19 protein-coding genes are annotated in these 25,190 nt (G+C 72.3%); 17 read left to right on the top strand and 2 right to left on the bottom strand.

The genetic code is table 11. The features are described 5' to 3' along the window. Nucleotides 1-6 precede the first annotated feature (6 nt). Nucleotides 7-4,038 (top strand): ATP-dependent RNA helicase HrpA, encoded by a 4,032-nt coding sequence (gene hrpA, locus N8K70_RS06415; protein WP_317140771.1) that lies wholly within the window; start codon nt 7-9, stop codon nt 4,036-4,038. A gap of 41 nt (nt 4,039-4,079) precedes the next feature. On the opposite strand, the gene N8K70_RS06410 is transcribed toward hrpA, so the two are convergent. Beyond that, nucleotides 4,080-4,805: a DUF1361 domain-containing protein gene (locus N8K70_RS06410; RefSeq protein ID WP_317140770.1), complete on the bottom strand. Its 726-nt coding sequence runs from the start codon at nt 4,803-4,805 to the stop codon at nt 4,080-4,082. Between the two features lie 267 nt (nt 4,806-5,072). Between N8K70_RS06410 and N8K70_RS06405 the strand changes: the two genes are divergently transcribed. From N8K70_RS06405 to N8K70_RS06350, 12 genes are all read left to right on the top strand, one after another. After that, nucleotides 5,073-7,283 carry an NADP-dependent isocitrate dehydrogenase gene (locus N8K70_RS06405; RefSeq protein WP_317140769.1) on the top strand — a complete coding sequence of 737 codons (2,211 nt, stop codon included), beginning with the start codon at nt 5,073-5,075 and terminating at the stop codon, nt 7,281-7,283. 125 nt (nt 7,284-7,408) lie between these two features. Beyond that, nucleotides 7,409-8,374 carry an acetylxylan esterase gene (locus N8K70_RS06400; protein WP_317140768.1) on the top strand — a complete coding sequence of 322 codons (966 nt, stop codon included), beginning with the start codon at nt 7,409-7,411 and terminating at the stop codon, nt 8,372-8,374. A 229-nt stretch (nt 8,375-8,603) separates the two neighbouring features. Next, complete coding sequence (locus N8K70_RS06395) at nt 8,604-9,746, top strand: Gfo/Idh/MocA family protein (RefSeq protein WP_317140767.1); 1,143 nt, start codon at nt 8,604-8,606, stop codon at nt 9,744-9,746. After that, nucleotides 9,739-10,665, top strand: coding sequence for a DUF6807 domain-containing protein (locus tag N8K70_RS06390; protein ID WP_317140766.1), 927 nt, complete (start codon nt 9,739-9,741; stop codon nt 10,663-10,665). Before N8K70_RS06395 ends, N8K70_RS06390 begins: the two co-directional genes overlap by 8 nt. A gap of 103 nt (nt 10,666-10,768) precedes the next feature. Next, complete coding sequence (locus N8K70_RS06385) at nt 10,769-12,070, top strand: ABC transporter substrate-binding protein (protein WP_317140765.1); 1,302 nt, start codon at nt 10,769-10,771, stop codon at nt 12,068-12,070. Between the two features lie 52 nt (nt 12,071-12,122). Next, complete coding sequence (locus N8K70_RS06380) at nt 12,123-13,109, top strand: carbohydrate ABC transporter permease (RefSeq protein ID WP_317140764.1); 987 nt, start codon at nt 12,123-12,125, stop codon at nt 13,107-13,109. Continuing rightward, a complete protein-coding gene (locus N8K70_RS06375; protein ID WP_317140763.1) occupies nt 13,106-13,996 on the top strand; it encodes a carbohydrate ABC transporter permease in 891 nt (296 codons plus the stop codon). Before N8K70_RS06380 ends, N8K70_RS06375 begins: the two co-directional genes overlap by 4 nt. Before the next feature lies 1 nt (nt 13,997). Continuing rightward, the gene (locus N8K70_RS06370; RefSeq protein ID WP_317140762.1) at nt 13,998-14,639 is read left to right on the top strand and encodes a hypothetical protein; all 642 of its coding nucleotides are present in this window, start codon (nt 13,998-14,000) and stop codon (nt 14,637-14,639) included. Nucleotides 14,640-14,831: 192 nt separating this feature from the next. Then, entirely contained in the window at nt 14,832-15,938 is a 1,107-nt protein-coding gene (locus N8K70_RS06365; RefSeq protein ID WP_317141184.1) for a Gfo/Idh/MocA family protein, read from the top strand. A 5-nt stretch (nt 15,939-15,943) separates the two neighbouring features. After that, entirely contained in the window at nt 15,944-17,149 is a 1,206-nt protein-coding gene (locus N8K70_RS06360) for a DUF993 family protein (RefSeq protein ID WP_394357808.1), read from the top strand. Continuing rightward, complete coding sequence (locus N8K70_RS06355; protein WP_317140760.1) at nt 17,146-18,012, top strand: sugar phosphate isomerase/epimerase family protein; 867 nt, start codon at nt 17,146-17,148, stop codon at nt 18,010-18,012. The genes N8K70_RS06360 and N8K70_RS06355 overlap by 4 nt, the downstream gene beginning before the upstream one ends. A 45-nt stretch (nt 18,013-18,057) precedes the next feature. Beyond that, the gene (locus tag N8K70_RS06350) at nt 18,058-19,086 is read left to right on the top strand and encodes a LacI family DNA-binding transcriptional regulator (protein ID WP_317140759.1); all 1,029 of its coding nucleotides are present in this window, start codon (nt 18,058-18,060) and stop codon (nt 19,084-19,086) included. Nucleotides 19,087-19,110: 24 nt separating this feature from the next. Here the strand turns inward: N8K70_RS06350 and N8K70_RS06345 are convergent, their stop codons facing one another. Then, the gene (locus N8K70_RS06345; RefSeq protein ID WP_317140758.1) at nt 19,111-19,764 is read right to left on the bottom strand and encodes a TetR/AcrR family transcriptional regulator; all 654 of its coding nucleotides are present in this window, start codon (nt 19,762-19,764) and stop codon (nt 19,111-19,113) included. Nucleotides 19,765-19,981: 217 nt separating this feature from the next. On the opposite strand from N8K70_RS06345, the gene N8K70_RS06340 reads away from it, so the two are divergent. The 4 genes from N8K70_RS06340 to N8K70_RS06325 are packed head-to-tail and all read left to right on the top strand — an operon-like array spanning nt 19,982 to nt 25,119. Next, complete coding sequence (locus N8K70_RS06340; RefSeq protein WP_317140757.1) at nt 19,982-21,445, top strand: ABC transporter substrate-binding protein; 1,464 nt, start codon at nt 19,982-19,984, stop codon at nt 21,443-21,445. A 55-nt stretch (nt 21,446-21,500) separates the two neighbouring features. Further along, nucleotides 21,501-22,442 (top strand): ABC transporter permease, encoded by a 942-nt coding sequence (locus N8K70_RS06335; RefSeq protein ID WP_317140756.1) that lies wholly within the window; start codon nt 21,501-21,503, stop codon nt 22,440-22,442. Next, complete coding sequence (locus tag N8K70_RS06330; RefSeq protein WP_317140755.1) at nt 22,439-24,280, top strand: dipeptide/oligopeptide/nickel ABC transporter permease/ATP-binding protein; 1,842 nt, start codon at nt 22,439-22,441, stop codon at nt 24,278-24,280. Before N8K70_RS06335 ends, N8K70_RS06330 begins: the two co-directional genes overlap by 4 nt. After that, nucleotides 24,277-25,119 carry an ATP-binding cassette domain-containing protein gene (locus N8K70_RS06325; RefSeq protein WP_317140754.1) on the top strand — a complete coding sequence of 281 codons (843 nt, stop codon included), beginning with the start codon at nt 24,277-24,279 and terminating at the stop codon, nt 25,117-25,119. The genes N8K70_RS06330 and N8K70_RS06325 overlap by 4 nt, the downstream gene beginning before the upstream one ends. The last annotated feature ends 71 nt before the right edge of the window (nt 25,120-25,190 follow it).

The raw sequence follows: 25,190 nt of genomic DNA, 5'->3' as shown, positions 1-25,190 counted from the left end.
AGGGCTATGCCCGAACCCGTCATCTCCTACCCGCCCGAGCTGCCGGTCAGCGCGGCGCGCGACGAGATCGCCGCGGCCGTCCGCGACCACCAGGTCGTCATCGTCGCGGGGGCGACGGGCTCCGGGAAGACGACGCAGCTGCCGAAAATCGCCCTCGAGCTCGGGCGGACGTCGATCGCGCACACCCAGCCGCGCCGGCTCGCCGCCCGGACGATCGCCGAGCGCGTGGCCGAGGAGCTGCGGGTCGAGCTCGGCGGGCTCGTCGGCTACAAGGTGCGCTTCACCGACCAGGTGTCGGCGTCCACGCGCATCGCACTCATGACCGACGGCATCCTCCTGAACGAGATCCATCGCGACCGGAAGCTGTCGCGCTACGACACGATCATCGTCGACGAGGCCCACGAGCGCTCCCTCAACGTCGACTTCCTGCTCGGCTACCTCAAGCGACTGCTGCCCGAGCGGCCGGACCTCAGGGTCGTCATCACCTCGGCGACGATCGACCCCGCCTCGTTCGCGCGGCACTTCGCCGAGGCAGACGGCACGCCGGCCCCCGTGATCGAGGTGTCGGGACGCACGTTCCCCGTCGAGGTCCGGTACCGTCCTCGCCTCGCGGAGACCCAGGCCGCGGGCGACGGCGACACGACGCAGGAGAGACGCGGCCGCCTCGCCGGAAGAGACGCGGGATCACGCGGGTCCTCGCCCGACGGCGACGCGGATCTCCTGCATTCGGCCGCCGACGGCGAGGAGGCCCCCGCCGCCGACATCGACGAGCGCCCCTACGACGCCGAGGACGACGTGGCGTCGATCGTGCAGGCGCTGCGGGAGCTCGAGCGCGAGGCGCCGGGCGACGTGCTCGTCTTCCTGCCGGGCGAGGCCGAGATCCGCGACGCGGCCGACGCCGTGCGCGGGGCGTTCCGCAGCCGGACGGCTCCCACGGAGGTGCTCCCCCTCTACGGCCGGCTGAGCTCCGCCGAGCAGCATCGCGTCTTCGAGCGCTCATCCGTCGCGGGGCTGAGACGTCGCGTCGTCCTCGCGACGAACGTCGCCGAGACGTCGCTCACGGTCCCCGGCATCAAGTACGTCATCGACACCGGAACGGCGCGCATCTCCCGCTACAGCAACCGCGCCAAGGTGCAGCGGCTGCCCGTCGAGGCGGTGTCGCAGGCCTCCGCCCAGCAGCGCTCCGGGCGCGCGGGGCGCACGAGCGCGGGCATCGCCATCCGCCTCTATGCTCACGACGACTTCGAGAGGCGCCCCGCGTTCACCGAGCCGGAGATCCTCCGCACGAGCCTCGCGTCGGTCATCCTGCAGATGCTCTCGCTCGGCTTCGGCGACATCTCCGAGTTCCCCTTCCTCACGCCTCCCGACGCGCGAGGCGTCCGCGCGGCGCTCGACCTGCTCGTCGAGCTCGGGGCCGTGCACCCCACGCGCGACGGCGGGCGGCCGCAGCTCACGCGCATCGGCCGCGACATCGCCCGGCTCCCGATCGACCCGCGGTTCGCCCGGATGCTCGTGGAGGCCCGGCGCAACGGCGCGCAACGCGAGGTGCTCGCGATCGTCGCGGGGCTGTCGATCCAGGACGTCCGCGAGCGCCCGGAGGAACAGCGCGAGCAGGCCGACGGGGCGCACGCGCGCTTCGCCGATCCGACGAGCGACTTCCTCACGCTCCTGAACCTCTGGGACCACCTGCAGGAGCAGCAGCGAGAGCTCGGGTCGAGCGCCTTCCGCCGGCTGTGCCGCTCCGAGTTCCTCAACTACGTCCGCGTGCGGGAGTGGTTCGACGTCCACCGGCAGCTGCAGGGGCTCACGCGCGACCTCGGCAGGCGGGAGGACGCAGGCCGGGACGGCGGGGGCGCGGCCGGTCCGGACGCCGTGCACCGCTCGCTGCTGGCCGGCCTGCTGTCGCAGATCGGCGTCCTCGACGAGCGCGAGAGGCAGAAGGACCCCAGGGCGCGCGGCGCGGAGTACCGCGGCGCCCGCGGCGTCCGGTTCTCGGTGTTCCCCGGATCGGTGCTCCGCAAGCGGCGCCCGCAGGCGGTCATGGCCGCCGAGCTCCTCGAGACGTCGCGCCTCTTCGCGCGCACCGCGGCGGCCATCGACCCGGCGTGGGCGGAGGCGCTCGCGGGAGACCTCGCCAAGAGGCAGGTGTCGGAGCCGCACTGGTCGAAGGACTCAGGGTCCGCGGTCGCGTACGAGAAGGTCACCCTCTACGGCGTGGAGATCGTGCCGCGGCGGCGCATCCTCTTCTCCCGGGTCGACCCCGCTGCGGCGCGGGAGCTGTTCCTGCAGCACGCGCTCGTCGAGGGAGAGTGGGATCCGTCGGTCCTCCCGCAGCAGGTCACGGCGTTCCTGCGTCAGAACGCCGAGCTCCGCCGCCGGCTCGAGCGGCTGGAGGACCGCGAGCGCCGGCGCGACATCCTCGCCGGCGACGAGGCGGTCTACGCGTTCTACGACGCGCGCATCCCGGCCGACGTCGCCGACGTTCGCTCGTTCGAGGCATGGTGGCGGGACGCCCGCGAGCGCTCTCCGAAGCTCCTCACGATGCGCGAGGAGGACCTCGTCGACGGCGCCGCCACCACCGACGCGCGCGACTTCCCGACGCGCTGGACGCAGGGCGACCAGACGCTGAACCTCGCATACCGCTTCGAGCCCGGAGCTCCGGACGACGGCGTGACGGTCGTCGTGCCGCTGCCGCTCCTCGCGTCGCTGCGCCCCGACGGCTTCGACTGGCAGGTGCCCGGCTTCCGCGACGAGCTCGTGACCGCGCTCCTCAAGGCACTCCCCAAGGCCATCCGCCGCCACGTCGTGCCCGCGGCCGACTGGGCCGCGAGGCTCTCCGAGGAGCTCGCGGACGGCGGTCCGGAGTCCCATGACGGGCTCCCCGCGTCGCCGCTCCTCGACGCGCTCGCGCGCCTCGTGCAGCGCGCCGCGAGCCAGCCGGTGACCGCAGCGGACTTCGACCTCGATCGCGTGCCGTCGCACCTGCGGATGTCGTTCCGCGCGGTGGACGGCCGTGGCCGGGAGGTCGGATCCGATCGCGATCTCGGAGCACTGCAACGGCGGCTCGCGGAGCGCACACGGGACAGCGTCGCCCGGCAGCTCGCGAAGGGCGAGTCGCGCGGCCGCGGGAAGGACGCCGTGACGGATGTCGCGGCGGCCACGGGCGTCGCGGCTCCCGCGCTCGAGCAGTCGGGTCTCACGGACTGGACGTTCGGCGCGCTGCCCGAGGTCGTCGACACGCGCGTCGCGGGCGGCGTCGTGCGCGGCCATCCCGCGCTCGTCGACGAGGGGCAGACGGTCGCGCTGCGCGTCGAGGCGACGGCGGAGACGGCCGTGCGCGTCACCCGGAAGGGCCTGCGCAGGCTCGTGCTGCTGCAGGTGCCGTCGCCCGTGTCGTACGTCCAGGAGCATCTCACGGCCAACGAGAAGCTCGCTCTGGCCGCCTCGCCCTATGCGTCGGCGAAGGCGCTCATCGAGGACTGCCGCGCGGCCGTCGCCGACGCCGTGCTCGCCCGTCACGGGATCGTCCGAGACCGCGCCGCGTTCGAGCGGCTGCGCGAGGAGGTCTCGCGCGGCTCGGTCGACGACGTGTTCTCGTGCGTCTCGCTCGTGGCGCGCATCCTCACGAGCGCGCGCGAGGTCGAGCGGGCGATGAAGGGAGCGACCTCGATGGCGCTCCTCGGCGCGCTGAACGACGTGCGGGGCCAGCTGGCCGGGCTCGTCCACCGCGGGTTCGTGGCCGAGACGGGCCTCGATCGCCTCGCGCACCTGCCCCGCTACCTGGAGGGGGCGCGCATCCGGCTCGGGGCGCTGCCCGACAACCCCGGCAGGGACAGGGCGTGGATGACCGAGTACGAGCGCGCCCGCGCCGCGTTCGACGAGGCCGGCGGCGCCGTCCCCCTGCCCGAGGACGCCCCCGAGAGCCTCGTGCGCGCCCGCTGGCTGCTGGAGGAGCTCCGCGTGAGCCTCTTCGCGCAGCGCCTCGGGACCGCGGAGCCCGTCTCGCTGCAGCGCGTGACGAAGGCGCTGAAAGGCTAGGGCTCTGCGCGCGGCGGGGTCGGGACAGGCCGCCGCGCCCCTCAGCCGGCGACGAGCGCCCGGTAGCCGAGCCCGTAGACGGGCGCGTAGACGAGGCCGATGAGCACGGCGTGGGTGAGCACGAAGCCGCCCGCCTCGAGCGCCTTCCCCCGCTGACGCAGGTGCGAGCCGAGCTTGCGGAGGAGGGATGCGGGGTGGCGGGCGTCCCAGCTGTTGAAGCGGAGGTACCGGCCGAGGTAGACGCCGACCGCCCCGAGGACGATGATGACGCCCGCGAAGGCCCAGCTCGACGCGGGGACGGCGTCCGAGCTGTCGGGGTCGATGAGCAGGACGAAGGCCGTCTGGACGACGGCGAGGCTCAGCACGGCGTTCGCGATGCCGGAGAGGGTGAGCGTCAGCGTCTGCACGATGTCGTACCAGAGCGGCACGGGATCGTCGTCGCGTCGATGGCTGAAGTTCAGCTCGGTGATGAGGTAGATGGCGTTCGGGAAGAACAGCACCCACACGCACGTGCCGGCGATGAGGTAGACCCAGATGGCGGCGGATGCGATGCCCGGCCGCACGGACGTGAGCGAGAGCAGGGCCGGGAGCCCGAAGAGCCCCGCGACGGCCACGATGGCGCCGAGGACCGGCACGAACGACAGCGCGATGTTCAGCAGCATCGGCCGGTACAGCCGGACGCCGTACACCCAGGAGCGCAGCAGGACGAGGACGCCCGCGTAGACGTTCAGGAGGACGACGGAGACGCACGCGACGAAGACGGCCACCGTCCGACACTAGCGGCTCCGCGGGTGCGCCCTCGGCCCCCGATCGGCCGCGAGAATCCACCGCCGCCGCGAGAATCCGTCCGCCGTGCGCCTTGTCGCGGCGCACGTGGATCGTCGCGGCGGAGAAGGGTGCGGATGCGCGCGGGGAGGGATGCCCGCTTTCGTGCGGCAGGGGCCCACCGGGTATCTTGATGTCGAGACAGAACCGCGCCGTCGCGCATCCGTCGGACCACCGGCAACACCCCACCGTCTGGAGTCGCCTCACCCATGTCAAAGATCATCTACACCCACACCGACGAGGCGCCGCTGCTGGCGACGTACTCGCTGCTGCCGATCATCGCGGGCTTCGCGTCGAAGGCCGGTGTGGAGTTCGAGACCCGCGACATCTCGCTCGCCGGTCGCATCATCGCCCAGTTCCCCGAGCGCCTCACCGACGAGCAGCGTGTCGGCGACGCCCTGGCCGAGCTCGGCGAGCTCGCGAACGAGCCGAGCGCGAACATCATCAAGCTCCCCAACGTCTCGGCATCGGTGCCGCAGCTGAAGGCGGCCATCGCCGAGCTCCAGGCGCTCGGCTACGACGTGCCCGACCTGCCGGAGGACCCGCGCACCGACGACGAGAAGGAGGTCGCCGCGCGCTACGACAGGGTCAAGGGCTCCGCGGTCAACCCCGTGCTCCGCCAGGGCAACTCCGACCGCCGCGCCCCCGGCGCCGTGAAGGCGTACGCGAAGGCGCACCCGCACCGCATGGGGGTCTGGTCGGCCGACTCGAAGACGAACGTCGCCACGATGGGCCACGACGACTTCTTCGCGAACGAGAAGTCGTTCGTCTCCCCCGCCGACGACGTGCTGCGCATCGAGCACATCGCCGAGGACGGCGCCGTCACGGTGCTCAAGGCGAAGCTCCCCGTCCTCGCCGGAGAGATCGTTGACGCGACGTTCCTGAGCGCCAGGGCGCTCGACGCGTTCCTCGCCGACGCCATCGACCGCGCCAAGGCCGAGGGCGTGCTCTTCTCGGCCCACCTCAAGGCGACGATGATGAAGGTGTCCGACCCGATCATCTTCGGCCACATCGTCAAGACATACTTCGCGCCCGTGTTCGCTCGGTACGGGGCCGACCTCGAGGCCGCGGGCCTCTCGGCGAACGACGGCCTCGGGGCGATCCTGGCGGGACTGGACGCGCTCGAGAACGGCGCGGAGATCAGGGCGGCCTTCGACGAGGGGCTCGCCGAGGGGCCGGCCCTCGCGATGGTCAACAGCGACAAGGGCATCACGAACCTGCACGTGCCCAGCGACGTCATCGTCGACGCCTCGATGCCCGCCATGATCCGCGGCGGGGGGCACATGTGGGGTCCCGACGGCCAGGAGCACGACACGCTCGCCGTCATCCCCGACTCGTCCTACGCGGGCGTGTACCAGGCCGCGATCGACGACTGCCGTGCCCACGGCGCGCTCGACCCGACCACGATGGGGAGCGTCCCCAACGTCGGCCTCATGGCGCAGAAGGCCGAGGAGTACGGCTCCCACGACAAGACGTTCGAGATCGCCGCGGCGGGCACCGTCAACGTCGTGAACGGCGCGGGCGACGTCGTGCTCTCGCACGAGGTCGAGCAGGGCGACGTGTGGCGCGCGTGCCAGACGAAGGACGCCCCCGTCCGCGACTGGGTGAAGCTCGCCGTCACGCGCGCCCGCCTCTCGGGCACGCCTGCCGTGTTCTGGCTCGACGAGACCCGAGCCCACGACGCCAACGTCATCGCCAAGGTGAACGCGTACCTGCCCGACCACGACACGACCGGCCTCGACATCCGCATCCTGCCGCCGGCCGAGGCGACGGCCTTCTCGCTCGAGCGCATCCGGCAGGGGCTCGACACGATCTCGGTCACCGGCAACGTGCTCCGCGACTACAACACCGACCTCTTCCCCATCCTCGAGGTGGGGACGTCGGCGAAGATGCTCTCGATCGTCCCGCTCATGGCGGGCGGAGGCCTGTTCGAGACGGGCGCGGGAGGGTCCGCTCCCAAGCACGTCCAGCAGCTCGTCGAGGAGGACTACCTCCGCTGGGACTCGCTGGGCGAGTTCTTCGCGCTCGCGGCGTCCCTCGAGCACCTCGCCCAGACGACCGGCAACGCCCAGGCCCAGGTGCTCGCCGACACGCTCGACGCGGCCACGGGGACCTTCCTCGACGAGGACCGCTCCCCCGGCCGGAAGCTCGGCACGATCGACAACCGCGGCTCGCACTTCTACCTCGCCCTCTACTGGGCGCGGGAGCTCGCGACGCAGACCGAGGACGCCGCTCTCGCCGCGGCCTTCGCGCCGCTCGCGGAGAGGCTCGCGGCGGACGAGCGGACCATCGTCGACGAGCTGGTCGCCGTGCAGGGCAAGCCCGCCGACATCGGCGGCTACTACCGCCCCGATGCGGCCAAGGCGACCGCCGTCATGCGCCCCTCCGCGACGCTCAACGCGGCGATCGACGCGCTCTAGCCGTCCTCGTCCCCTCCGCGGGGCCGGGCGTCCCGCTCTCGTCCGTCCCGGCGGCGACGCCCGCCGGATCGCGCTAGGCTCGCCTCGGCCCGACGCACGTCACGACCCCAGGAGGAACGCCGGAGATGGCGCACTTCGATCTGCCCCTCGATCAGCTCCGCGCCTACCGATCGTCCGCGACGGCGCCCGCCGACTTCGACGACTTCTGGGCGCGCACGCTCGCGGAGTCGCGCGCGGCGGGATGGGAGCCCCGGCTCGAGCGGGTCGACGCGGGCCTCGAGCTCGTCGACGTGCACGACGTGACGTTCGCCGGCTTCGGGGGCGACGCCATCCGGGCCTGGTGGCAGGCTCCGGCCGACCGCGCGCCGAAGGCGGTCGTCGTCGAGCTCGTGGGGTACTCCGGCGGGCGCGGCTTCGCGCACGACACCGGCCCCTACCCCCTCGCGGGGTACGCGCGCCTCGTCGTCGACACCCGCGGACAGGGATGGAGCCACGGCAGCGCGGGAGGGGCGACGGCGGATCCCCACGGCACGGGCTCGCAGGCGCCCGGCGTCATGACGCGCGGCATCGGCAGCCGCGAGACGTACTACTACCGCCGCGCCTACACCGACTCCGCCCTCGCCGTCGACGTCGCCCGGAAGCTCGCCCCGGGCGTCGCGGTCTTCGTCGCGGGGACGAGCCAGGGCGGCGGTCTCGCGATCGCGGCGGCCGCGCTCGCGGACGATGTCGCCGGCGCCCTGCCCGACGTGCCGTTCCTGTGCGACTTCCCCCGTGCGACGACCCTCGTCGACACGATGCCGTACGGCGAGATCCGCATGTACCTCGCGGCGCACCGCGACGAGGTCGAGAGCGTCTACCGCACGCTGTCGTACTTCGACGGCGTCGGCCTCGCCGCGCGCGCGACGGCTCCGGCGGTCTTCTCCACGGCGCTCATGGACGCGACCTGCCCGCCGTCGACCGTGTTCGGCGCGTTCAACGCGTGGGCGGGAGAGGACAAGTCCATCGAGGTGTATCCGTTCAACGGGCACGAGGGCGGCACGGGCTACCAGCGTGAGGCGCAGCTGCGCTGGCTGCGGGAGCGCGTCGGCTGACGACGACGAGACCCGTCGCGCGCGGCTCTCGGGCGGGCCGTGGCAGCGCATCGCGATCGTCGAGCAGGGCGCGCTGGACGAGCTCCCCGCCCGCGGCGGACGCCACGCCGGGCCCCGCCCGTCCCACGCCGGGCAGCCCCCGACATCGGAGGGCCGAGGGAGAGATGGCCCCGAGGAGTCGCGTGGGGTAGCGTGAACGGGAAGCGTTTTCCCACTGCGAAGGAGCATCATGCCGATCCGTGTCGCCGTCGTCGGGACGGGAGCCGTCGCCCGAGGACAGCACCTGCCGAGCCTCGCCGCCCTCGGCGACCGGGTCGAGATCGTCGCCGTGGCGGACGTCGATCCCGCGTCGGCGGAGTCCGCCGCCGCGCGTTTCGGCGTCCGCGCCCGGTACACCGGCCTCGACGAGCTTCTCGCGACGGAGAAGCCCGATCTCGTGACGCTCGCGACCCCGCCGATCGCCCACAAGGACGCCGCGATCGCCGCCCTCGACGCGGGAGCATGGGTGCTCTCGGAGAAGCCCCCGACGCTCTCGCTCGCCGACTACGACGAGATCGCCTCGCACGAGCGGGAGAACGGCCCCTACGCCGCCTACGTCTTCCAGCATCGGTTCGGCTCCGCCGCCGAGCGCCTGCGCGAGCACGTCGAGCGGGGCGCGCTGGGCCGCCCCCTCGTCGCACGGTGCGACACGCTCTGGTATCGCGACCCGTCGTACTTCGCCGTGCCGTGGCGCGCGAGATGGGCCACGGAGGGCGGGGGCCCCACGATGGGCCACGGCATCCACCAGATGGATCTGCTCCTCTCGATCCTCGGGGAGTGGACCGACGTGACGGCGGTCATGTCGACCCTCGCGCGCGAGACCGAGACCGAGGACGTCTCGTTCGCCGTCGTGCGCTTCGCCTCCGGCGCGCTGTGCTCCGTCTCCAACAGCCTGCTCTCGCCCCGGGAGACGAGCCAGGTCCGCATCGACTTCGAGCTCGCCACCGTCGAGGTCGAGCACCTCTACGGCTACGACAACGCGCACTGGACCTGGACTCCGGCGCCGCAGGTCGATGCGGCCACGGCCGCCGCCTGGCCGCCGACGGAGAACGTCCCGAGCACGACGCACGCCCCCCAGCTGGCGCACATGGTCGCCGCGATGGAGGCGGGGGTCCGCCCGCGCGTGAGCGGAGACGACGGGCGCCGCGTCATGGAGCTCGCCGCCGGCATGTACAAGTCGGCGCTCACGGGGCGGCCGGTGTCGCGCGACGAGCTCGTGCCCGGCGATCCGTTCTACGCCTCGATGGCGGGGACGGACCCCCGGGAGGCGACGGCGCGCATCCACGCCGGCACCATCCGAGCGTCCCACGGGGAGGCCGCCGCCCGTGGGTGACTTCGCGCTGTCCGCCGAGGCCTCGGCGCTCGTCGTGCGCGCCGCCGGGATCGACGTCGCCCGTTACGTCTTCGCCGATGACGCCCCCGCCTTCGAGGGGCCGAAGCCGTACCTGCACCCCGTCCGATCCCTCTCCGGCGCACCGCTCACCGGCTTCCGCCCGTGGGACCACCGCTGGCACAGGGGACTGCAGGTGACGCTCACGGACGTCTCCGGGCAGAACTTCTGGGGCGGCGACACCTACGTGCACGGGCGGGGCTACCTGCCGCTCGACAACGTCGGGCGCATCCGCCACGACCGGTTCACGACGACCTCGGACGGCGAGGAGGCGGTCGTCGAGGAGGAGCTCACGTGGATCACCCGGGCGGGTGAGGCGTGGCTCGGCGAACGCCGCGCACTCCGCTTCCACACGCTCGACGAGGAGCGGGGGCTCTGGGCGCTCGACGTCGTCACGACGCTGCGCGGCACGGGCGACCGCGAGCTCGTGCTCGGCAGCCCGACGACGAACGGCCGCGAGGACGCCGGGTACTCCGGGGTCTTCCTGCGGCTCCCCCGGTCGTTCTCGGGAGGGACCGTCACGGTGCCGGAGGCCGCGGGGGCCGTCGCGCGCACGGGCGCCGCAGCGGACGCCGTCATGGGCGCGGAGGCGCCCTGGCTCGCCTTCGCCGGGCTCCACGACGAGGTGGACGGCGGCGGCACGGTGCTGGCCTTCGCCGGCCGGTCGAGCGGGCACCCGGCCGTGCGCTGGTTCGTGCGCTCCGAGCCGATCCCCGTGCTGGCCCCGTCGCCGACCTTCGCGGAGACCATCGCGCTGCGCCCGGGCGACGAGCTGTCGCTCGCGCACCGCTTCGTGTTCCTCGACCGCGTCCGGGAGACCGACGAGCTCGTCGCGCTCGCCGACGAGCTCGCGCCGTGTTGAAAACGACGACTCCGCGCAGTAGAGTTCCGGCAAGCGCTTTCCCTGGCGCAGGCCCGGCACACCGAGGTTCGGGCTCGAACGACGCCGTTCTGAGAGGACAACGATGTTCCGCACCACGAGACCGGCCCTGCCGGCCGCGCTCCTGACGATCGGCGCGCTGGCGCTGACGGGCTGCTCCGGCTCGTCCGCACCGGGCGAGACCTACGATCCCGACGAGGAGGTGACGCTGACGTTCGCGTTCTGGGGGAACGAGGTCCGCGCGGGGCTCTACGAGCAGGCCTTCGAGGCCTTCAACGAGGAATACCCCCGCATCACCGTCCAGAACTCCTTCCTCGACTTCCCCGCCTTCTGGGAGAAGCGGCAGACGGAGGCGGCAGGAGGCGGGCTGCCCGACGTGATGCAGTTCGACTACTCCTACCTCCGGCAGTACGCCGAGAGCGGCCTCCTCCTCGATCTGGCGCCGTATCTCGGCGGCGTCATCGACGACGAGCCCTTCTCGGACGAGATCCTGGAGATCGGAGAGGTCGCCGACGGGAACTTCGCCATCGCGACGTCGACCAACGCCTTCGGCCTCTACACCAACCCCGCGCTCCTCGAAGCGGTCGGCGTCGAGGAGTTCGCCGGCGGCACCTGGGACGACTACGACGACTGGATGGAGGAGGTCAGCGACGCCGCCTCCGCCCAGGGCGTCGAGCTCTGGGGCGGCGTCGACTGGACCGGCCGCATCCAGAACTTCGAGCTCCAGATGCGCGCCGGCGGGGAGGACCTGTTCACGGAGGACGGCGAGCCGAACTTCACCCAGGACGATCTCGAGGCGTTCTGGGAGCAGGGCGATTCGATCCGCGAGGACGGGACCGCCGCGGGCTCGCAGAAGGTCGAGGAGGCGTATCCCCTCTCCGTGTTCGACTCCGCGCTCACCGCGAGCGAGCTGAACTGGGACAACTTCGGAACGGGCTACCTCGGCAATCTCGGCGACTCCTACACGGAGCTGGGGCTCGTCGCTCCCCCGCTCGACGTCGAGGGAGCGCAGGACCTGTTCCTCAAGCCGGCGATGCTGCACGCGATCGCCGCGACCACGGATCATCCCGAAGCCGCGGCGACCCTCGTGGACTTCCTCGTGAACAGCCCCGAGGTCGGCGCCGTCTTCGGCACCAACCGGGGGCTCCCCGCATCCGAGACGCAGCTCGAGGGCGCGGCGCTCGAGGGCCTCGACGCGCAGATCCGCGACTACGAGGAGTCGATCGCCGACCGCCTCGGCGACGCGCCGCCCGTTCCGATCGTCGGGTACGGCACCCTCGAGGAGAAGTTCCGCCAGCTCGGCCTGGAGCTCGGCTTCGGCACGATCACGCCCGGGGAGGCGGCGAGCCAGTTCTTCTCCGAGATGGACATCGTCCTCAACCAGTGAGACCGCGGAGGCCCGGGCACGCGTCCGGGCCTCCCGACCCGATCGGGAGATCATGACCACCACCTCGACGAGAACGGTCGTCACCGCCGCCGCCCGCGGCCGCCGGCGATCGCGCGCCGCCGCCCCGCCCGCGCGGCCGGGCCTGAAGAGGAAGACGCTGCGGGAGACGCTCGCCGGATACGCCTTCCTGCTGCCATGGCTCGTGGGGTTCCTGGGCCTCACCGTCGGCCCGATGGCGTACTCGCTCTACCTGTCGTTCACGTCGTACAACCTCTTCACCGACCCGAGGTGGATCGGGCTGGGCAACTACGTGCGGATGTTCACGGACGACCCGCAGTTCGTCCAGTCCGCGACGATCACCCTCGTGTACGTCATCGTGGGCACCCCGGTCAAGCTCGCCGCGGCGCTCGCGGTGGCGATGCTGCTGAACTACCGCGACGGGGGCGCGACGTTCTTCCGGTCGGCGTTCTACGCCCCCTCGCTCATCGGCGCGTCGGTGTCGGTCGCGATCGTGTGGCGCGCGATGTTCAACACCGACGGCCCCGTCGACACCACGCTGAGCCTGTTCGGGATCGAGCTCGGCGGGTGGGTCGGCAACGTCGACCTCGTGGTCCCGATGATGATCCTCCTCGCGGTGTGGCAGTTCGGCGGCACGATGGTGATCTTCCTCGCGGGGCTCAAGCAGGTCCCCAAGGAGCTGTACGAGGCGGCAGAGGTCGACGGCGCCGGCCCGTTCCGCCGCTTCCGCGCCGTGACGGTCCCGATGCTCTCCCCCGTGATCTTCTTCAACCTGCTGCTCGAGCTCATCGGCGCCTTCCAGGTGTTCGCCTCGGCGTACATCATCTCCAACGGCTCCGGGGGCCCGGCGGGCATGACGAACTTCATCACCCTGTACCTCTACAAGCGGGGCTTCTCGGACGGCCAGTTCGGCTACGCCGCCGCGATCGCGTGGATCGTCCTCGTCGCCGTCGGCGTCCTCGCCTTCGTTCTGTTCCGCACCCAGAGGTCGTGGGTGCACTACGCGGGAGAGGACCGATGACCGCCACCGCCCTCATCACCACCGGTCAGCAGCCGCCCCGACGGCGGCTCACGCGCCGCACGTCGCAGACGATCGTCTGGTTCGTGGCGCTCACCGCGATCACGCTCGTCGTGATCTATCCGCTCGTCTGGCTGCTCCTGTCCACCTTCAAGCCGAACGCGGAGTTCGGGCAGAACCCGGGCCTGCTGCCGTGGGCCCCCACGATCGACAACTACCTCAAGGTCGTCGAGGGCATCGCCGGCGTGCCGCTGTGGCGGTTCTACGCGAACTCGCTCATCCTCGCCGTCTCCGCCGTGATCGGAACCGTGCTGTCCTCCGCACTGGCCGCGTACGCCTTCGCGCGCGTGAGGTTCCGGGGTCTCGGCGTCCTCTTCACCGCGATGATCGGCACGCTGCTGCTGCCGTTCCACGTCGTGATCATCCCGCAGTACATCTGGTTCCAGAAGCTCGGCCTCGTCGACACGTTCGTCCCGCTGATCCTGCCGAAGTTCCTCGCCACCGAGGCGTTCTTCGTGTTCCTCATCGTCCAGTTCATCCGCAACATCCCGCGGGACATGGACGAGGCGGCGCGCATCGACGGGGCGGGGCACGCGCGCATCTTCTGGTCGATCATCCTCCCGCTCGTCAAGCCCGCGCTCATCACGTGCGCGATCTTCACCTTCATCTGGACGTGGAACGACTTCCTGGGGCCGCTGCTCTACCTCAACAGCCCGGAGAACTACCCCCTGCCGATCGCACTGCGGCTCTACAACGACCAGACGTCCACGAGCGACTACGGGGCCACCGTCACGGCGTCGTTCGTCGCCCTCGTGCCCGTGCTGCTGTTCTTCATCGTCTTCCAGCGGTTCCTCGTCGACGGCGTGGCCACCCAGGGGCTGAAGGGCTGACATGGGCCGCAGCGAGCGCACCGCCCGCCGCGCCGCGGCATCGGGCTCCGGCCCAACGCACGATGCGCCGGGGCGCAATCCGGGCGCGTCCGGCGGGTTCGCCCTGTTCGGCGAGGTGCTGCTCACGGGCGTCCTCGTCACCGCCGCGGGCCTGCCCGTCGTGACCCTCCCCGCCGCCCTCGCGGCGGGGAGCCGCCATCTCCGCCGGTTCGCGCGCGCCGAGGGCTCGTCGCTGCGCGCGTTCGGCGCCGACCTGCGCGCGGCGCTCCCCGGCGGCCTGCCCGTGGGCGCCGTCGCCGCCGCGATCGTCGCGGTCCTCGCGCTCGACGTCGTCCTCGCCGTCTCGGGCGCCCTCCCGGGCGGCGGGATCGTCGGGGCGATCGGATGGGCCCTCCTGGCGGCGCTCGGCGGCGCGGTCCTCGCGGTCTCGGGGGCGTGGACGCCCGAGACCGGCTGGCGGCCCGCCGTCCGCGCGCTCCCCGCGTCCGTCGCGCGCGACGTCCCCGGGGCGCTCTACCTCGTCGCCGCCGCGTGCTTCGTGGGGCTCGCGGCGTGGATGCTCGTCCCGCTCGTCGTGCCCGCGCTGGGCTGCGCCGCGCTCGCGTCCGTGGCCGTGCCCGAGCGACCGCGCCGCTCGGGCTGAGCCGACCGGGCGGGGCGCCGGCGCCCCGCCCGCGGTTGCGACCGCCGGGCCGGATGTGACACACTGACGGAAAGCGTTTACCCACGCGATGGCCCGCCGTCGCCGACGACAGCAAGGAAGCAGATCGTGACCTCCCCCGCCATCCCCGCCGCCCGCGAGATCGGCATCATCCTGAACGGCGTCTCCGGCCGGATGGGCTACCGCCAGCACCTCGTGCGATCCATCCTCGCGATCCGGGATGCGGGCGGCGTCGGGCTGCCCGACGGCACGAGGGCGACCGTCCGCCCGCTCCTCGTGGGACGCAGCGAGGCGAAGCTCGCCGAGATCGCCGCACGCCACGGCATCGAGGACTACACGACCGACCTCGACGCCGCGCTCGCCGACCCGGCCTGGGAGATCTACGCCGACTTCCTCGTCACGAAGGCCCGCGCGACGGCGCTGCGCAAGGCCATCACGGCGGGCAAGGCCGTCTACACCGAGAAGCCGACCGCGGAGTCCGTGGACGAGGCGCTCGAGCTCGCCCGCCTCGCGAAGGAGGCGGGCGTCAAGAGCGGCGTCGTGCACGACAAGCTCTACCTCCCGGGCCTGCGGAAGCTGCGGCGCCTCGTCGACTCCGGCTTCTTCGGCCGTGTCCTCTCCGTGCGCGGGGAGTTCGGCTACTGGGTGTTCGAGGGCGACTGGCAGCCGGCTCAGCGCCCCAGCTGGAACTACCGGGCGGAGGACGGCGGAGGCATCATCGTCGACATGTTCCCGCACTGGAACTACGTCCTCGAGAACCTGTTCGGCGAGGTGAGGAGCGTGTACGCGCACGCCTCCGTCCACGTCCCCGACCGCTGGGACGAGAAGGGCGAGCGATACGACACGACGGCCGAGGACGCGGCGTACGGCGTCTTCGAGCTCGACGGCGGCGTCGTCGCCCAGATCAACTCCAGCTGGACGACGCGCGTGAACCGCGACGAGCTCGTCGAGTTCCACGTCGACGGCACGCACGGCTCCGCCGTCGTGGGCCTCTTCGGCGCGAAGATCCAGCCGCGCGACGCCACCCCGAAGCCCGTGTGGGACCCGGACGTCGAGGACGCGCACGACTACGACGCGGACTGGCAGAAGGTCCCCGCGAACGACGTCTTCCTCAACGGCTTCCGCCAGCAGTGGGAGGAGTACCTCGTCTCGTACGTCCTCGGCACCGGCTACGCGTTCGATCTGCTCGCCGGCGCACGCGGCGTGCAGCTCGCCGCGGCCGGCCTCGAGTCGAGCAGGACGGGCGCGAAGGTCGTCCTCCCCGCCCTCACGCTGGAGTGACGGACGTGTCCGAGAAGATCACCCTCGTCGACGCCGACGGCGCCCTCCGCCGCGTCGCGCTGAACGACGCGGGCGGGTACGCCAGGCCGACCCGGCCCCTGCGCAGCCGCGTCGCCTATGCCGCCGCGCACGTGGTGCCCGTCGCGTGGGGCGACAACACACCGGGCCGGCCCGCGCAGATCGACTGGGACGCGACGCTCGGCTTCCGCCGCGCCGTCTACTCCTGGGGGCTCGGCGTCGCCGACGCGATGGACACCGCGCAGCGCAACATGGGCCTCGACGCCGCCGCCGTCCGCGAGCTCATCGCCCGCAGCGCCGCGGTCGCCCGCGAGGAGGGCGGCTCGGTCGTGGTCGGCGTCAACACCGACCACGTCGAGGAGCACGCGATCGCGCTCGACGAGGTGGTCGACGCCTACACCGAGCAGCTGCACTTCGCGGAGGAGCAGGGCGCGGAGCCCGTGCTCATGGCGTCGCGCCATCTCGCGCGGGCGGCCGACGGAGCGGCCGACTACCTCCGCGTCTACGGCGCCGTGCTCCAGGCGGCCGGCGCCCCCGTCGTGCTGCACTGGCTCGGGACGGCGTTCGATCCCGAGCTCGCGGGCTACTTCGGCGCCGACGACCGGCAGAGCGCGTCCGACACGCTCCTCCGCATCATCGAGGAGAACCCCGGCACCGTCTCGGGGCTCAAGATGAGCCTGCTCGACGCGGAGTCGGAGGTGGCCGTGCGCGAGCGCCTCCCCGAGGGCGTCCGCATGTACACGGGCGACGACTTCAACTACGTCGGCCTCATCGGCGGGGCGGACGTGCCGGCCGCGACCCAGCCGGCGCCGTCGGACGGCGCGGCGCGCACGCACTCCGACGCGCTGCTGGGCGCCTTCGCGGCGATCGCCCCCGTGGCCTCGGCGGCGATCCAGGCGCTCGACGCGGGCGACGCCGACGGCTACCTGCGCATCCTCGGCCCGACCGAGGAGCTCAGCCGCCAGGTGTTCGCGGCGCCGACCTACTACTACAAGACGGGCGTCGCGTTCCTCGCCTGGCTCAACGGGCATCAGCCGGGCCACCAGATGGTCGGCGGGCTCCACTCCGCGCGCGGCGTCCCGCACCTGTCGCGCGTCGTCGAGCTCGCGAACGCCGCGAACGCGCTCGAGGATCCCCCGCTCGCCGCCGCGCGCTGGAGCGACTACCTGCGTCTGAACGGGGTCGAGGCATGATCGTCCCGCACCCGCGCCTGTCGATCAACCAGGCGACGATCACGCGCACGACGGTCGCCGAGGCCGTGCGGGTCACGAAGGACGCCGGCGTCGGCGCCATCGGCCTGTGGCGCGAGCAGGTGCAGGAGGCGGGACTCGCGGAGTCGGCGAGGATCGTCGCCGGCTCGGGGCTCCGCTACTCCACGCACTGCCGCGGCGGCTGGTTCACGGCGGAGGAGGGGCCCGTGCGCCGCGCCGCGCTCGACGACAACCGCGTCGCGATCGAGGAGACCGCGACGCTGGCCGCCGCGGGAGCCCCCGGCTCGCGTGCCGTGCTCGTGCTCGTCGTGGGCGGCCTCCCCGAGGGCTCGCGCGACCTCGCGGGAGCCCGCGCGCGCGTCCGCGACGCCGTCGCGGAGCTCGCGCCCGATGCGGAGGCGGCGGGGGTGACGCTCGCCCTCGAGCCTCTCCACCCCATGTACGCGTCCGACCGGTCCGTGCTCTCCACGCTGCCCCAGGCGCTCGACATCGCCGCCGGCTTCGACCCGGCCGTCGTCGGCGTCGCGGTCGACACGTTCCATCTGTGGTGGGACCCGGACGTGCTCGCGCACATCGGGCGCGCGGGCCGCGAGGGACGGATCGCCGCCTACCAGGTGTGCGACTGGAGGACGCCGCTCGAGGCGGACAACCTGCTCTCCCGCCACTACCCCGGCGACGGCGTGATCGACTTCGGCCCGCTCACCCGCGCGGTCGAGGCGGCCGGGTACGACGGCGACGTCGAGGTCGAGCTCCTCAACCAGGCGATCTGGGACGCCCCTCCCGCCGAGGCCGTGCGCCGCACCGTGGCCGGCTTCGGACGTGCGGTGGCACCCCACCTCGGCTGAGCGCCTCGGCCCCGCCGTCCACCCCTTGCGCGATAGGCTCAGGTGATGACCGATACCCCGGCACGGATCGGCACGGCGCCGACGCTGCACGACGTCGCCCGCGAGGCCGGCGTCTCGCTCGCCACCGCCTCCCGCGTGCTCAACGGCTCGACGCGCAAGGTCGCGGAGGCCTATCGCGAACGGGTCCAGACGGCGGCGGACCGTCTCGGATACACCGCGAACGTCTCGGCGCAGGCGATCGCCCGCGGCACCTCGGCGACCGTCGCCCTGATCGTCGCCGACATCGCCGATCCCTACTTCGGGCAGATCGCCTCCGGCGTCGCCCACGCCGCCGAGGAGGCGGGCCTCATCGTGACCGTCGCGATGACCGAGCGGGATCCGCGGCGGGAGGTCGCCCTCGTGCGGGCGCTGCGCGGACAGCGTCCTCGAGGCATCGTGCTCGCGGCCTCGCGCGACGCCTCGGGCGACGCGGACGCCCTCACCGCCGAGATCGCAGCCGTGCAGTCGACGGGCGGGCGCGTGGTCACCCTCGGCTCCGCGCTCCCGGGGACACGCGTCATCGCGTACGGGAACGAGGCCGGGGCGCATGAGCTCGGCGAGCGGCTCGCGGGCCTGGGCTACCGCTCGTCCGTCGTGCTCGCCGGGCCCGAGGGCCTGCGCACCTCGGACGACCGCCTCGCGGGCTTCACGGCGGGCTTCGCGGCGGGCGGCGGCTCGGCGCCGCGCGTCGAGCGCGGTCAGATCTCGCGAGACGACGGCTTCGCGTCCATGACGCGCCTGCTGCAGGAGGGCGTCGATCCGGGCACGCTCGTGTTCGGCATCAGCGACGTCGTCGCGATCGGCGCGCTGTCGGCCCTCCGCGACGCCGGGCGGCAGCCGGGCCGGGACATCGCGGTGGCGGGCTTCGACGACATCGCCACGGGCCGCGACATCACCCCGGGGCTCACGACCGTGCGCCTGCCCCTCGAGGAGCTGGGCGCGCAGGCGCTGCACGCGGCGGTGGACCCCGACTGGACGGCCCCGGCGCCCGTGGACCTCGATGTGCTCATCCGCGAGAGCACGCCAGGGCTCTGAGCCCGGCCCGGCGGCCCGGAGCGGCTACGCCCCGCCCCGGGCGGGGTCGCCGAGGTCGATGTCGACGAAGGACTCGAGGAACCGGCGCAGCTGGGCCCCCATGTCGAGCAGTCCCGGTTCGAGCAGCCACTGCACCTGCAGGCCGTCCATCATCGCGATCGTCGCGATCGCCGCCCGCTCGGGCGTGACGCCCTCCCGGACGCGCCCCTGGGCCATGAGGGACGAGAAGGCCGCCCGGAGGTACGAACGCGTCGTCTCGTAACGCGTGACGAAGTAGGCGTGCGCGGGGTGGTCCGAGGAGGTCGCCTCCGTGGACAGCACGGCGAACAGCTTGACGATGCCCGGGACGGTGGCGTTGTAGTCCGCGAGGCGCACGAGCCCGCGCAGGGTCGCCTCGCCGTCGGAGCCCTCCTTGGGCACGATCGCGTACGAGCGCAGGTCGCGGCGGTCGAGGACGTCGGCGAGCAGCGCGTTCTTGTTCGGGAAGTGGTGGAGGACGCCCGCCTCGCTCATCCCCACGCGGTCGGCCACCTCGCGCAGCGAGCCCGAGCGGTAGCCCGACTCCCCGAACACGTCGAGGGCCGCATCGAGGATGGCCGTGCGGACGGCGGCCGTCTTCGCATAGGGGCCGCGGCGGCGCGGACCCGTCCTCGCTTCGTCCCCGGTCTTCGTCGTCATCGTCGCCCCCGCGGCTTCCCGTCTCGTCCTCGAATCGGGAGATCCTCTGAATTTGGTCAACCGGTGAACTGCTCCGGCCCAAAACCTAGCGATCCCTCGTGTTTCACGCTATCGTATCCGGTAGAGACGATCCGAAGGAGGCTCGTCCAGACCCGAAGGACCAAGGATGATCCATTGGAAGGCTGCAGCAGCCACCCTGGCAATCTCCGCACTCGCCTTGACCGCCTGCTCGGGCGGCGGCGCGGGCGAGGCGGAAGACACCTCCCTGACGCTCGGCGCGATCACCGCGCCCACGACGCTCGACCCCGCGGGATCCGAATGGGGCAACCGCGCGCCCTTCTACCAGGCCGTGTACGACACGCTCCTCTACGCCGACTCCGACGGCGAGATCCAGCCGTGGCTCGCGACGGAGTGGTCGTACAACGACGACGGCACCGTGCTCACGCTCACGCTGCGCGATGACGTGTCGTTCACCGACGGCAGCGCCCTCACCGCCGAGGTCGTCGCCGAGAACCTGCAGCGCTTCCAGGACGGCACCTCCCCCGACGCGGGGTACTTCGCCGACGTGGCGTCGTTCGAGGCGCCCGACGAGACGACGGTGGTCGTCACCCTGAACGCGCCCGACCCCGCCTTCCTCGACTACCTCACACGCGACCCGGGACTCGTCGCGAGCAGCGAGGCGATCGACAGCGGCGACCTCACGACCACGCCCGTCGGCTCCGGCGCATACGTCCTCGACACCGCGGCGACGGTGACGGGCACGAGCTACGTGTACACGGCCAACCCCGACTACTGGAACCCCGACGTCCAGCACTACGAGTCGCTCACGATCAACGTGCTGCAGGACCCGACGTCGGCCCTCAACGCGATCAAGGCGGGAGAGGCCGACGCCGTGCGGATCTCGACCAACGACAACCTCGACGAGGTCGAGGCGGCCGGATGGACGATCAACTCCAACGAGCTCGACTTCCAGGGGCTGCTCCTGCTCGACCGCGCCGGCACCGTCAGCGAGCCGCTCGGCGACGTGCGCGTGCGCCAGGCGATCAACTACGCGATCGACCGCGACGCCATGCTCGCCGCTCTCCAGCAGGGGCACGGGACCGTGACGACGCAGGTGTTCCCCACGGGCTCCGGCGCCTACGACGAGGCGCTCGACGACGCGTATCCGTACGACCCCGACCAGGCGCGCGAGCTCCTGGAGGAGGCAGGGTACGCCGACGGGTTCACGATCTCGATGCCGAACTCGGCCGTGCTCGGCGCGACGGTCTACTCGCTCGTCGAGCAGCAGCTGGCCGACATCGGCATCACGGTGCAGTACACGGACCCGGGCAACAACTTCATCGCCGACCTGCTGGCGCCGAAGTATCCGGCATCGTTCATGGCCCTCGAGCAGAACCCCGACTGGCAGCTCATCCAGTTCATGCTCGCCCCGACGGCGATCTTCAACCCGTACCACTACGAGGACGAGACGGCGAACGCGCTGTTCGAGCGCATCCAGTACGGCGACGAGACGGAGCAGGTGGCCGCGGCCTCCGAGCTCAACGCCTACATCGTCGACCAGGCGTGGTTCGCCCCGTTCTACCGCGTCGAGGGCGTGATGGCGTCGGCGCCGGGCACCTCCGTGGAGATGCTCCCGACGAACGCCTACCCGTCGATCTTCGACATCGCACCGGCCGAGTAACGACTGCCCGGGCCGTCCGACGAGGGCGGCCCGGGCGATTCCCACAGGAGCGAAGATGCCCGTGTTCATCGCCCGACGGCTGCTCTCCGGCGCCGTCATGCTCGTCGTCATCTCCGTGGTGGCGTTCACCCTCCTCTACCTGGGCGGCGGCGACATCGCCCGCCGGATCCTGGGGCAGAGCGCGACGGCCGAGACGGTCGCGGCCAAGACCGCCGAGCTCGGTCTCGACCGTCCCCTCGTCGTGCAGTTCGGGGACTGGTTCGCGAACGCCCTCACGGGGGACCTGGGGCGGTCGTGGTTCAGCAGCCAGTTCGTCGCCGTGAGCATGGAGACCCGGCTGCCCGTGACGCTCTCGCTCGTCATCGGCAGCACCGTCATCGCCGCGATCCTCTCGGTGCTGCTGGGGGTCCTCGCCGCGCGCCGCGGCGGGTGGATCGACGGCCTCGTGCAGTTCCTGGCGGTGGTCGGCTTCGCCGTGCCCGGCTTCCTCATCGCCCTCGGCCTCGTGCTCCTCTTCGCGATCAACCTCGGCTGGTTCCGCGCGACGGGCTACACCCCCATAGGCTCGTCGTTCACGGGGTGGCTCGCGTCCATCGCACTCCCCGTCGTCGCCCTCGCGACCGGCGCCATCGCGACGATCGCCCAGCAGATCCGCGGATCGGTGCTGGACGCGCTCGACCGGGACTACGTCCGGACCCTCCGCAGCCGCGGCCTCAGCTCGAACCGCGTCGTGTACCGCCACGTGCTGCGCAACGCCGCAGGACCCGCGCTCGCGGTGCTCGCCGTGCAGTTCATCGGCATGCTCGGCGGCGCCGTCATCGTCGAGCAGGTCTTCGCCCTCCCCGGCATCGGGCAGCTCGCCGTGCAGGCGACGACGCAGGGCGACATCCCGGTCGTCATGGGCATCGTCATCGTCACCGCCATCATCGTCGTCATCGTCAACCTCGCGATCGACCTCGCGCAGGCGGCCCTCAACCCGAAGGTGCGACTGTCATGACCACCCGCTCCCAGACCTCCCTGCTGCGCCGGCTGCTGCGCCGGCCGCTCGCCGTCGCCTCCGTCGCCGTGCTCGCGGTCGTCGCGTTCGTCGCGGTCCTCGGCCCGGTCCTGGCGCCCCTCGACCCCAACTACGCGAACATCGGCTCGATCCTGCAGGGCCCCGGCGCCCTGCATCCGCTCGGCACCGACTCCGCCGGTCGCGACGTGCTCTCCCGCCTGCTCGCCGCGACCCAGATCAGCGTCGCCTCGGCGCTCGTCGCGCTCGTCACGGCGCTCGTCATCGGCGTGACCGCCGGTCTCATCGCGGGCTACTACCGGGGATGGTTCGACGCGGTGTCGTCGTGGGTCACCTCGCTCGTGATGGCGCTGCCCGGCATCGTCGTGCTGCTCGCGGCGCGCTCGGTCCTCGGGCCGAGCGTGTGGATCGCGATGCTCGTCTTCGGCGTCCTCATGTCGCCGTCGTTCTTCCGGCTCGTGTACGCGAGCGTCAGCGCGGTGCGCGGCGAGCTGTACGTCGACGCCGCGCGCGTCTCCGGGCTCGGCGACGCGCGCATCATCGCCCGCCATGTGCTGGGGGTCGTCCGCGCGCCCATCCTCATCCAGTCGGCGATCATCGCCGGCATCGCCATCGCCATCCAGTCCGGCCTGGAGTTCCTCGGCCTCGGCGACCTCTCGGTGCCGACGTGGGGCTCGATGCTGAACGACGCCTTCACGAGGATCTACAACCAGCCGCTGCTCATGCTGTGGCCCTCGCTCGCGATCGCGCTCACCTGCATCGCCCTCACGCTGCTCGCCAACGCCATGCGCGACGAGCTCGAGCGCACCGTCACCGTCCGGCGGCGGCGCCGACGGGCCGTCTCCGGCGCGACGGGGTCGGTGGCGGCGGTCACGACGTCGTTCTCCACGAGCGGCGCCGACGCCCCCGTCGACCTCGACGAGGTCCCGGTCTTCGACACGGCTCCCGTGATCGTGCACGAGGACGACGAGCGCGCGAGCCTGCGCTCGCAGCCGACGCTGCTGTCGATCCGCGACCTGCGCGTGGGCTACGGGCAGTCGGACGGGCCGGGGGTCGAGGTGGTCCACGGCGTCTCGCTCGACGTCCGCAAGGGCGAGGTCCACGGGCTCATCGGCGAGTCGGGCTCCGGCAAGACGCAGACGGCCTTCTCCGTCCTGGGGCTCCTGCCCCGCGGCGGACGCGTCACCGCCGGCACGATCTCCTTCGACGGCGTGGAGCTCGCCGACGCCGACGAGCGCGCCTATGCGGGGATCCGCGGCGCCCGGATCGGCTACATCCCGCAGGAGCCGATGTCGAACCTCGACCCGTCCTTCACGATCGGGTCGCAGCTCGTCGAGCCGCTCCGCTCCGGCCTCGGGATGAGCACGAAGGACGCGACGGACAAGGCACTCGCGCTGCTCGACCGCGTCGGCATCCCCGAGCCGAGGCGCACGTTCGACGCGTACCCGTTCCAGGTGTCGGGCGGGATGGCGCAGCGCGTGCTCATCGCGGGCGCCGTCTCGACGGACCCCGACCTCATGATCGCCGACGAGCCCACCACGGCGCTCGACGTGACGGTCCAGGCGGAGGTGCTCGATCTGCTGCGCGATCTGCAGGCCGAGCGTCACATGGCGATGCTCCTCGTGACGCACAACTTCGGCGTCGTCGCCGACCTCTGCGACCGCGTGTCCGTCATGCAGGACGGCCGCTTCGTCGAGCAGGGGCCCGTCCGCGCCATCTTCCGCAGAGCGGAGCACCCCTACACCCAGGCGCTGCTGGACGCGATCCTCGACGAGGGTCCCGCCCGCGGCCCGCTCCAGACCACAGGAGGTGCGCGATGAGCGCTCCGCTGCTCGAGGTCAAGGACCTCGTCGTCGAGTACCCCGGACGGGGCCTCCGGGCCCAGCCGTTCCGCGCCCTCAAGGGGGTCTCGCTCGACATCCGTCCGGGCGAGTGCGTCGGCCTCGTGGGCGAGTCGGGATCGGGGAAGACGACGCTCGGACGCGCCGTGCTCGGGCTCGCGCCCGTCACGGAGGGGACGATCGCGTACGACGGCGCCGACATCTCGCATCTGCGCCGGCGCGAGCGACGCGCGCTGAGCAGCGAGATCCAGGTCGTCTTCCAGGACCCCTACTCGTCGCTCAACCCCTCGATGACGATCGAGCAGATCCTCGCGGAGCCGCTCACGGTGCAGGGCTCGAGCCAGGCCGATGCGAAGACGCGCGTGCGGGACCTCCTCGACCAGGTCGGCCTGCCGTCGGACGCCCGCGACCGGCTGCCTCGGGAGTTCTCGGGCGGCCAGCGCCAGCGCATCGCCATCGCGAGGGCGCTCGCGCTCTCGCCGCGGCTCATCGTGTGCGACGAGCCCGTCTCCGCGCTCGACCTGTCCACGCAGGCGCGCGTGCTCGACCTGTTCATCGAGATCCAGGAGCGCACGGGGGTCGCCTACCTGTTCATCACGCACGACCTCGCCGTCGTCCGTCACATCAGCCATCGCGTCGCGGTCATGTACCGGGGCGAGATCGTCGAGGACGGCGACGGCGACCAGGTGACCTCCGCGCCCGTCCACCCCTACACGCAGCGTCTCTTCATGGCGGCGCCCGTGCCCGACCCCGATCGCCAGGAGGAGCGCCGCGCACGGCGCCGCGCCCTCATCGCCGCCGAAGGAGCGCACCGTTGACCGCGTCGACCGACCATCTCCTCCCCCTGCTCGCCCGGCTCTCGCTCGAGGAGAAGGCCGCCCTCGTGCAG

Origin of the sequence: Microbacterium sp. AB (genome assembly GCF_032878875.1) — a bacterium.
In the GTDB taxonomy this organism is placed as follows: Bacteria; Actinomycetota; Actinomycetes; order Actinomycetales; family Microbacteriaceae; genus Microbacterium; species Microbacterium betulae.
This window is presented reverse-complemented; position numbering and strand designations above follow the sequence as displayed.